This window comes from Chryseobacterium sp. CBo1, from assembly GCF_001693475.1.
Lineage (GTDB): Bacteria > Bacteroidota > Bacteroidia > Flavobacteriales > Weeksellaceae > Chryseobacterium > Chryseobacterium formosense.
Map to the genome: position 1 here is coordinate 1 of NZ_MAUH01000044.1, position 10,126 is coordinate 10,126.

Genomic DNA, 10,126 nt, shown 5'->3' on the forward strand with positions numbered 1-10,126 from the left:
GATGTCTTTTACGAATTTTTCGGAACTTTTCTTTTTAGGTGTTTCCATAATTAAATGTAATTCTTTTTTTGAAAACACTCCTTAACTTTTATACTATATAATGTCTACTTTTTGCTGACGATTTACATTGTAGCATCACGTCCTAGCTCATCTATTAAAAAAGTATAAGATAACGGGAGTTTATCTTTCGCAAGAGAATCTGCTAAAGTACTTACAATTTGCTTGGTCGGTTTTTTTCTGAATTTTGCTTCACCTAAATATAGTCTTACTTTATCTTGCTTTCCATCATTAAATATATCAACCATTAAGGTATCGTCTCCTTTTATAGCTTGGTCAACGTTTGGGTTATACTTAAGTTTAAAAACCTTAATAAGCTCTTTATCCAAACAGCTCTGAATGTACTCTGTTAAAATAATTTCGGTTGCATTTCCTTTTTTTACTCGGTCAGCTATAGGAAGCCTTCTTCGTTCATCAATGTAACTGGCGTATTCAGAAAATCCTAATTTTGAATAATTTTCTTTTAATTTTTCGATTCTATAGTCAGTGTGATGATGTTGAAATAAAGTGTGTCCTAACCATTCTATTAATTCATCATTATCACTTGCCAATAAAGGAGTAAGTGATCGATGGTTTTTTGTGGTAGTTGTAGTTACATCATTATTTATAAACCACTTTGCAAAAATGTTGGGAGCAGAGGGGTGATTCCCAATGAGTTCAGTCTGGGTAGGCATAGTTTTTTTAACAAAAGTAAAGATTTAAATATTCATTTTATACCTTTTTTATCTTATGTAAGTCTACTATTTTAACTATTGATAAATTAGACTTTCTTAAAATATTATATATTGAAACTGGATCGAGTAAAAACACTATTGTCGATGTGATATAATTTTTTTACTTATTTCCTTATGAATTAAATTAGAAATTAAGAAAACTAAAGTAAAAAATACTTAAAAGTCGGGGTGAAAATGGGAGTTGATTTTGTGATTTTATGATTTTTAATGTTTTTTTGTACTGCTGGGCGTAGACTAAGTAGTAGTAAATCTGTTGAAAATACTAAATCTTAAATAGTTTAATCTAGCATTGTCATTTCGTTTTTAAAAATTTATTTTGTAAAATAAACAATCATCATTTTGATAAATGATGATGTTCAATATATAGCTTTAGATGTCAGATTGAAGCGAATGTTATCTTATCAATTTTCTTATGGATTAGAGATACTGTTGTCATTATATCCAACGCTTCATCTTCGCTAATCTGCCAAACAATTTTAGGCGCATGTGCAGTGGTGTTACGAAACATCCCAAACAAACCTTTCACAAAATTTGAAAATCCTTTTTGTTCACTTTTTTCATTTTCGGTAAGTAGTGAATTGATTTTTAAAATGGGGGAATTAACTGAAAATGCTTTATCAATTAATTCTGAACCATCTAAAGTCAATTGTGATTTTTGCCTAATTTCCTCTGCAACGCTTTTTACAGCCTCAAATACCGAATGGAAATAATTCTCAGAAATCAATTCAGTGTTACAATACTCAAAAATTTTTGGATGGATATTCCTATTTTCAAGCTTGGATTTAAATCTATTTACACGCATCTCAGCTTCTTCTACAGTTTTAACTTTATCAACATTATTGAGAACAGCAGATTCATTTAAGTACAAACCGACGAAACAGAGCCTCTTATTAATTTCACCACGCATATAATCAAAGTGTTCCCTTTTTCCTATATAACGGGAAGGTTTCATTGTTATATTAATGAATTTTAAAATATGATTTGATGTCTGTGTTCTATTCTGAAATTCAATAAAACTATTAAAAAGGCGCTTCCATTTCGTATTTGTAGCATCGATATCTCTCAATCCTGCCTCCGGAATAAATCTTGTTAATTCTGTACCCGTTAATCCGCTTTCTGTATTTGCTAGAACCTTACACAATCCTTCTAAAATACTGCCATCAATAGGATCAAAAATTTTATTTGCCATTTTTTATTTGTCTACATTATCAAATGTAAATATAATTTTTGCAAATAGTATAAGACAAAATGATTTTAATAGCTATCCATTTTTAATAGCTATTTTTAACTTCTATATGTAACTTCTGCAAATATAAAAACATAACTAATTTTGTTCTTTTTAACTATTTTGAGATTATGATAGTACTAAAAACCTTTTGTATATTTGATAAAACAATAGCCATTTTATGAGTAAACTTTATGTTATAGGCAATGGATTTGATCTTCATCATGGATTAAAGACCAGCTATAAAGATTTTTCAGAATATCTGAATAATACTAATTCGGAATTATTTGATACATTAGAAAAATACATAAGTTACCCAGTAACAGATAGTAGTCTTTGGGCTAGATTTGAAGAAAACTTAGCAAATCTTAATGCTGAGGAGATTTTAAGTGAAAACTCCGATTACCTACCTAATATCGCTAGTGAAAATTTTGAAACACGTGATTTTCATGTATTTCCAGATATAATGCATGAACAATTTTTACAATTAACATCTGGATTACTATCAGAGTTTAGAAATTTTATAATATCGGTTGATTATCCTGAGAGCGTTTACTCTCAAAAGGTCATACTTGATCCTACTTCAATGTTTCTAAATTTCAATTATACTAATACTTTAGAAAGAATTTATAACGTTGATCCTCGAAAAATAAGGTATATCCATAATTCTGTTTATTATAGACCTGATGAAATTATATTAGGTCACGGTATTGATCCAAAAAATTTTGAAAAAGAAATGCCTTTCCCTCCAGATAGTGTAGCAGAGGAAGACTATGAAGAATGGTTTAGGCAAAATGACGATTACGACTATTCATATGATACTGGCAGAGAAAGTTTATATGAATATTTTAAAGTGATGCATAAACCTACTCAAAAAATTATTGATAGTAATTCTGATTTTTTTAACAGATTAAGTGAAATTGATGAGATTTATATTTTTGGACATTCTATATCTGATGTTGATATTTTATACTTTGTAGAGTTGGCTAATGCAGTAAAACCAGATTCTACATGGTACTTTTCTTATTATAGCGATAGCAGCATTCCCATACTACAAGATGCATTAGTAAGGGCTGGAGTCGATGGCAATAGTATTAATTCTCTTAAACTTCAAAATATTCAAATTAACAATAACCAGCTTAGATTTGACTTTTAGTAACAGTAAGTTTTTCGTTGATGTGCAATAATCACAAAAGAATAGCCTTTCTCCGTGTTGTACACCAAAAAATATAATTTTTCAGTAAAAACGATTAAGGTTTTATACCACTTCAAATTTTAAAGAGCCGAGAAGAAAATTATAATGATAACAAAAGCAGTTGAAGATTTATTTAGTTTTATTGACTTTCTTCATTTAGAGAAGGATTATTTATTAAGCAAAAAAAAATTAATTGATGAATTTAATGGCTTGTTAGAAGAAAGAAATAGTCTTAAACCTGATACAAATTACCGTGCTAAGATAGCCTATGACAAAATACAGCTTGAGATTGAAGAAAAATTTGTTATTCTAAAAGCTCAGGTTATCGCACCAATTGAAGATAAAATATTAGAATTAAATATTGCTGATATCAGCAGTCCTATAATAAATTTAAATGCTAGAGCTGAACTATTTACGCTGCAAAAAAATTTTGATGAAAGTGATTTAGGAAGAGTTTTTGATATTAACTCTAAATATTTAGATTTTAAAAATAGTACAAATAATTATCATTTTTATCTACCCTTTTTCTTTCTTGAACTTGAAAGAGATTTAGAAAGCTTTCTCAGCTTTTTTAATGTGGAAGAGATAGATAGCAAAGAAACCATTATCTTTCAACCTGCAAATAAAAATTCCAGTCCTGAATTTGAAAACTTAAAAGAAATTTTGGCTTTCTTTTTAGTTCCTGGCGTAAAAGAAGAAAACGAACAACTATTTTTTAAAAGTATAATTGAGCATCGCATCAGAACTACTAAAGAAGACGAAAAAATTTATGCTATAAAATTCTTGATTGATGATATAAAAACCTTGCAATAAAGTAACGCCTTACTAAATAATCCCTCAGCTTATTATCAAGCAAAAATTGATCGATTTGTCGAGTATTGCAATAAGGAGATATTATATTTACAGGAAAAAATAAAAGATTTACAATTAGAGGAATCTGCTATATATGAGCAGTCCATTAGAATTTATAAGAAAGCTTCAGTAGAAGATGCCAAAAGATTACGGTGCAGTGAAGGCGATATTTATTCGGTTCTTCCAGAACCTAACAATTACGAAGATGCAATTAAAAGGTTTAAAGAATTAGAGGGGCGACGATCTTTTGAACTATTGAGAGTGAACTTTCTGAAAAAGTATGGTAATATACCAACATTGAAAATCATAAATGATGAGCTACTCCCTATATATAAATTTATAAGTGAAGCAAATCAAAGTTCAACAGAAGAAGCATTCAAAAATCGTGATCATTCTGAGCGTTTAGAGTATTTACGTCTCGATAACAAATTTTACCAGAATGCTTCGCTGCCATTTGACAATTATTATAACTTCTTCAATTCAAATTCACAATTTATATATGGTAAGTATTTTCTGTATAAAGAATGGCTTGAACAATTGCACAAACAATTAAATGAAGAAGAGTGGACATCATATATGAAAGGACTTTCAGATAAAGAACGGGAAGAAATTTTGCAAAAAGCTCAGGAATTAAAAAGATTGACCGAAATTTCTTTGAGTTATGCTCAGGGTGAAAATTGGAGCGTGGGTAATTATCCGGCTCAATTAGAATCTATTTCTAGAGTAGACTTATTTATTGAATATTTGAATCACACTTTTGAAATATTTATAAAAGAAGGTAAAGATGTTCATCACTTATTAGATGTTTTAATTCAAACGTCAAAAACAGATTTTGATAATCCATTGATTACAAAAAGTAAAAGCACCAATCGACATTTATATAATAAGTTACAGTCGCTGAAATTATTATTTTCAAAAGTTACGATAGTGCCCTTAGTTGAGCAAAAATCTGAAAATCAAACCTCTATAATAAAAGAGAAAATTAAAAATTTATTTGAATTTATGCTTACAGTTGATCCTAGAAAGCATAAAAAGATATTGGGCGATTCCGATTATGATAAATTGATAAGTTGGGTTGAAGATTATTTTATAAATGACTTGCAAATACCATTGATTGATAGCCCGATTAGCTTGGTAAATACTGCGAAGGGTAATGTTATTTACACTTTTATGGTAATTTTCAAAGAATTAAAACCAAATATGACGAGACCTGATAGCCTTTTCGATTTGATAAAAGCTTGTTTTTATGATTACAGAGCTGATAAAGTAAGTAGTTTAAAAAAGCTTAAAGAGCCTCAGTATTATAAAGATTTGAACAAATATTATTCAAAAAATAATAAGTAGCGTAAAGACGCAAAAATAGCGTAAGATAAGCGAAAACCTGTTTTAAATATTTGCAGAACAATATTAATGCTTTGCAAAATGAAAAAAATAGCAGAAACCAAGTCTAATAATAAATCTATTAGATTTCCATGGAAAACTTTCAAATTTAATGATGGTACAAAAGTAGTTTCAGATCATTGTAACCAGGTCGAAATCCTTTTGGATTATTTAGAAAATCGAGTTGCTACGGCATCTATGATTTCAGAGGCCACAGGAATACCTCAAAAAAACATTTGTAGGTATAAAAGAAAATTAGAAAAAGAAGGAAGACTTTTTGAACTTTATAAATCAAGATGCAAGTTTACTGGCCGTTTAGCGTGTTATCTTAGTTTAGAAAAGAATAAGTTTCCATTATTTAAGCAATTGACATTTTTTAATGATTAGTCTTTTAAGGGCTTTATTATCTAGAATAGCTTAGTAATCAATTATTAATAATAATTTTTTGCATAAAGTGAAAATCAAATTAATTGACTAGCACTTTAAATAGTACCCCAAAATAAAAAACCCTGTAGATCAATAATTTACAGGGTTTTAAGTGGAGTTGGAGGATGTCAAATCTTTACATGGTATCAGGTCTTTAGATTTAAATTTAAACAATGCTACTACTCATATAAGTTAATCTTCAAAATTTTGATTATACTATTGTCTTTGTTCAGAATTGATCCAGCTTGCTTTCATTAATTCGATAACTTATCAGAACTTAAAAGTCTTACAAGTGGATGGGTAAAACCATTTGTTTCGGTCTTCACAATCTGATATTTTCCCAAACTCTCAAATAATTTAGAAAGAGTTTTAAACCCGAAAGTTCTATGATCAAAACTGGGATCAATTTGTCTAAGAATTGATCCAACTTTTGACACCAATGTGGCATCATCATCCTTCGCTGCTATTTCAAAGGCTCTATCAATTTTTGATAAGTTCTCACTTGATAATACGCCTATAGGACGAATCTCTTCAGCTTTGATACTCTCAGGTTTTTGAGACATTTTATTATCTACTTCTTGTTTTTTCTTCCCTTTAGATTTTGCACCAATTGACTCTCTTTCTGGTACCGCAACATCAGTTTTAAGTGGTTGTAAGTTTTCGGTAAATGTGAATATTTCGCATGATGCTTGAAAGGCTATAGGAGTTGTTGTTCTTCCAATTCCCATAACAAAAAGACCCTCTTCTCTTATTCGTTTTGCTAGCCCAGTGTAATCACTGTCGCTAGAAACAATACAGAAACCATCAACATTATTGTTGTGCAATATATCCATTGCGTCAATTATTAATGCACTGTCTGTTGAGTTTTTACCACTGCTGTATGTGAATTTCTGTACAGGGCTTATAGAATATTCATTTAAAGAGTTTTTCCAACTATTCATTGATGTATCCGTCCAGTCACCATATATTCTACGAATTGTTCCTTTTCCGTAAATGCTAACCTCCTCAATTATCTCTTTAAGTAAAGAAGCTTGAGCGTTATCACCGTCGATTAAAATTGCGATTTTGATATCCATTAATGTTATTTTGAATTTAGAATAAAATAATTGTGTTGAAAAAAATAATAAACTATACAGTTGGAAGATTTAGTTTTTCGAATAAAACTTTATTTCTTTTTTTTGAATCTCTAATTAGTTTATCAAAACTAATGATTTCGATATAGAGAGAATAATTTCTGTTGAAATTAAAGTATCCATCATTATCCGGTAAAATGGTAAAATTCTGATCTTCTGCAAATTTTCTCATATTAGGAGTCAAGTCGCAAACAATGTAGGCGTAAATTGGCGTCTTATCTTTGATGTCAAATGGTCTACCATCCTTATCTAATGCCTTATTATTTATTATTTCTCTAACGTATGTATTTATCTGATTAATTGGATTTTCTTTATCTGTGTAATCATTACGCATAGGTCTTTTAAATTCAACAATAACGATTGAAGAATAGGGTTTCTTTTCATCACTTAAAAGATGAGACTTATTGAAAACTATTATGTCAGTTTCTTTTGTTGAAATGGATTCAGTTCGTTCTATTGATTTAAAAGTTTTATCTGATGCTAAATAATCATGAAATGAAAGTTTGTCATCAATGACCCACAAATTATGTTCTTCTAAAGATATTTCATCTGACGTTTTTCGTAAAGGAAAAATTAAACTATGGATTATCTCTTCAGTCGAATATCCCGAATCTTTCTTTTTTAAATGTAAATCTAAGAGATCTAAAATTTGTTTTCTATGTAATATGTACTCAGACAATTTTGCAGTACCAACATCTAAAATTTTTTCGTGCAAAACATCATTAAATGAATCTTCTTTAGTTTGGATGTTTTCAATCTCTACTTTTGTTTCTTTTAGTACTTCTAACTCTAATTTTTGCTGAATTTTGAACAATTCAACTTCAAGTTTAGAATCGTCTGAAGAATTAGAAATTTCCAAAATCTCACTGCTTTTATATTTTAGTAAATGTCTATATCTTGGATGCGTAATAACAAAATCTTTTACCCTAGTTAGTTTTTTTTCAGAAAAATATGATAGCTCATCTCTAAATTCACTCCTGATTATTTCTGAAACCTTAATTTTAAATTCATCAAAAGTAATTGATTCCAAAAACATATTATTTTCTTCATCAAATACAATTTCAGTTCGTTCTTCATTAACATTTTCATCAAGATATTTTCCGGACACATAGACACTTATTGAATATTTTTCTCCATTAACGTCTGTGAAAAATATTGGAATCTCAGGAACTTTTTCTGTTAAAGAAAAACTAACAACTTCCCTTTTATTTGCGAGTAAGTGGACTTTATTATCCGACTTTGTATTTTTAGACTTAACTATATCAATCGAAAACTCATTTTTATTAAATACCAAGGGTCTTTTTTCTACAGTTTTTTCAATAAATGTATTAAAATAGTCATTTACCACAATTCTGCGATCACCGTCAACAATTACAATTACAGGACAATTGGTTTCAAGAAAAAAAGAAAAACAATGTTCCAATATTTTAAAAACAATATCCTCTGCATTATTGTTGCACCTTCTCCTGTATCGTTCCTTTAAATTTCGCAGGACAATTGTCGTAGACCAAAATCCATCTCTGTCCCCGATAACAACTAAAGACTCTTTCTCAATACCTTTTCTTGTGGTTTCAAAATTAAAATTTCTACTTAGATACTGTTCCTTATCCTTGAATTGACTTTTTATTATTGCTCTATCAAATGCACGTAACCAAGTAATTCTGCCAATTCCTTTCCCACCTCTTTCATATTTGTATGAAGAATGGGCGAAATTAAAGGACTCGTAGTTTTCTTCTGTAAAACCAATACCATTATCCTTTATTATAAAATCTTTTATAGGTGGTAATTTGTTCAGATCTTCATAACCAATTTCTTCTTGATTTGAACGAACAAGTTCTACTTCAATAAGTCCTTTTTCTTCAAGTTTTAAATCTTCGATTGCGTGTATTGAATTTACTATAGCCTCATAAAGGGGAAGAAGAACTTTGTTATTAGGCAATTTTTTTTCTCGAACTTTTCCGGCAATATCAATTTGCATAGTTTATTAGTTTTTTTGTGTAATTTCAAATATACAAAAGATGAGATAATCTTTGTTAAAACTTTTCAAAGTTGTTTTATAACCTTTTTAAATTGATTTTATTAAGAATTAAATTCTTCGCCTTTCTCCTTTCTTTTTCATCCAAGACTTAGATGAAATTTTACAATTATCTACTGTTGAGTTTTAATTATTATCAGACTTTAAATTTATTGTTATAGCGTATGTAAATAGGTCATAAGTCCATTTTTTGTTGCCATTTTTATACTTAAAAAATCAAACATAATATATCCCTTTAAATATACATCCTCTATAAAAGTGGCAAGATTTTGAAATGCTGTGTTTAAAATTTTGGAGGGAGATCTGGATCATACCTCATGAAATTGATTTAATTCTGATAATGCACAAGTGTATCAGACAATAAGCCATTGATTTACAATAGATATTATAGAGAAAAGAATTTTTAACAGTTAAAGTTTCTAATAGAAAAAAAAATCACGAAAGTATTGTAGAATTGACATTTAAGATTAAGTAGGTGTAAAATTTAGAGCATTAAATTATTAAAACATATACAACCATAATTTAGATTGGAACAATTTGGGAACAATTATATAAAAACAAAACTCTAATTGATTGATTATCAATTAGATTTTACTGTTTTTCGTATCCAATACCAGTGTAGAAACACAATAGTAACCTATAAAATAGTAATGATAGTTCCTTTGAGATGATTGAAACATTAAGAACTTATTTCATTAGCACCTATTTTAGCACCTAAAATTAAAAAACCCCATAAACATTATGTTTATGGGGTTTTCTGCGGAGAGTGAGGGATTCGAACCTATCTTAAAAAACTCCTATCAAATCTATTTTTTTAAACTGTAAAGTTATCTATGCCACGATTTTGACACAAAAAGATATAGGTTTTCCTACAAATATTTTTGCTTTTCAAATGACAGACATATAGCAATTATAATTCTCAAGCTAAAATACAAATTTTTAGCCCAACTAATGTAATGATAACCCGTAGTGCATTATAAAAAAAGTTATTCATGTTACAAAAATTTGTAAATTGTATTGACTACCAATCAAATACATTCATGAATAACCTAGATGCAATTTACGATTTTATTCTCACAAAATTGAGAG

Annotated in this window: 8 protein-coding genes; 4 read left to right on the forward strand and 4 right to left on the reverse strand. The window is 28.9% G+C overall.

What is annotated here, in order from left to right; all coding sequences use genetic code 11:
- Positions 1-122: 122 nt before the first annotated feature.
- Both BA768_RS16615 and BA768_RS16620 read right to left on the reverse strand, forming a co-directional pair.
- Positions 123-731, reverse strand: coding sequence for a Hachiman antiphage defense system protein HamA (locus tag BA768_RS16615; protein WP_065721676.1), 609 nt, complete (start codon positions 729-731; stop codon positions 123-125).
- Between the two features lie 436 nt (positions 732-1,167).
- Positions 1,168-1,980 carry a TIGR02391 family protein gene (locus tag BA768_RS16620; RefSeq protein WP_065721677.1) on the reverse strand — a complete coding sequence of 271 codons (813 nt, stop codon included), beginning with the start codon at positions 1,978-1,980 and terminating at the stop codon, positions 1,168-1,170.
- Positions 1,981-2,197: 217 nt separating this feature from the next.
- On the opposite strand from BA768_RS16620, the gene BA768_RS16625 reads away from it, so the two are divergent.
- The 4 genes from BA768_RS16625 to BA768_RS16640 all read left to right on the forward strand — a co-directional run bounded on the left by BA768_RS16625 (position 2,198) and on the right by BA768_RS16640 (position 5,830).
- Positions 2,198-3,172, forward strand: coding sequence for a bacteriophage abortive infection AbiH family protein (locus BA768_RS16625; protein WP_065721678.1), 975 nt, complete (start codon positions 2,198-2,200; stop codon positions 3,170-3,172).
- Between the two features lie 144 nt (positions 3,173-3,316).
- Entirely contained in the window at positions 3,317-4,024 is a 708-nt protein-coding gene (locus BA768_RS16630) for a hypothetical protein (RefSeq protein WP_065721679.1), read from the forward strand.
- 336 nt (positions 4,025-4,360) lie between these two features.
- A complete protein-coding gene (locus tag BA768_RS16635) occupies positions 4,361-5,407 on the forward strand; it encodes a hypothetical protein (RefSeq protein ID WP_123947138.1) in 1,047 nt (348 codons plus the stop codon).
- A 78-nt stretch (positions 5,408-5,485) separates the two neighbouring features.
- Complete coding sequence (locus BA768_RS16640; RefSeq protein WP_228388468.1) at positions 5,486-5,830, forward strand: transcriptional regulator; 345 nt, start codon at positions 5,486-5,488, stop codon at positions 5,828-5,830.
- Between the two features lie 293 nt (positions 5,831-6,123).
- Here the strand turns inward: BA768_RS16640 and BA768_RS16645 are convergent, their stop codons facing one another.
- Both BA768_RS16645 and BA768_RS16650 read right to left on the reverse strand, forming a co-directional pair.
- Positions 6,124-6,945, reverse strand: coding sequence for an NYN domain-containing protein (locus tag BA768_RS16645; RefSeq protein ID WP_065721681.1), 822 nt, complete (start codon positions 6,943-6,945; stop codon positions 6,124-6,126).
- Between the two features lie 52 nt (positions 6,946-6,997).
- Complete coding sequence (locus tag BA768_RS16650; RefSeq protein ID WP_065721682.1) at positions 6,998-8,980, reverse strand: hypothetical protein; 1,983 nt, start codon at positions 8,978-8,980, stop codon at positions 6,998-7,000.
- Positions 8,981-10,126: the final 1,146 nt, after the last annotated feature.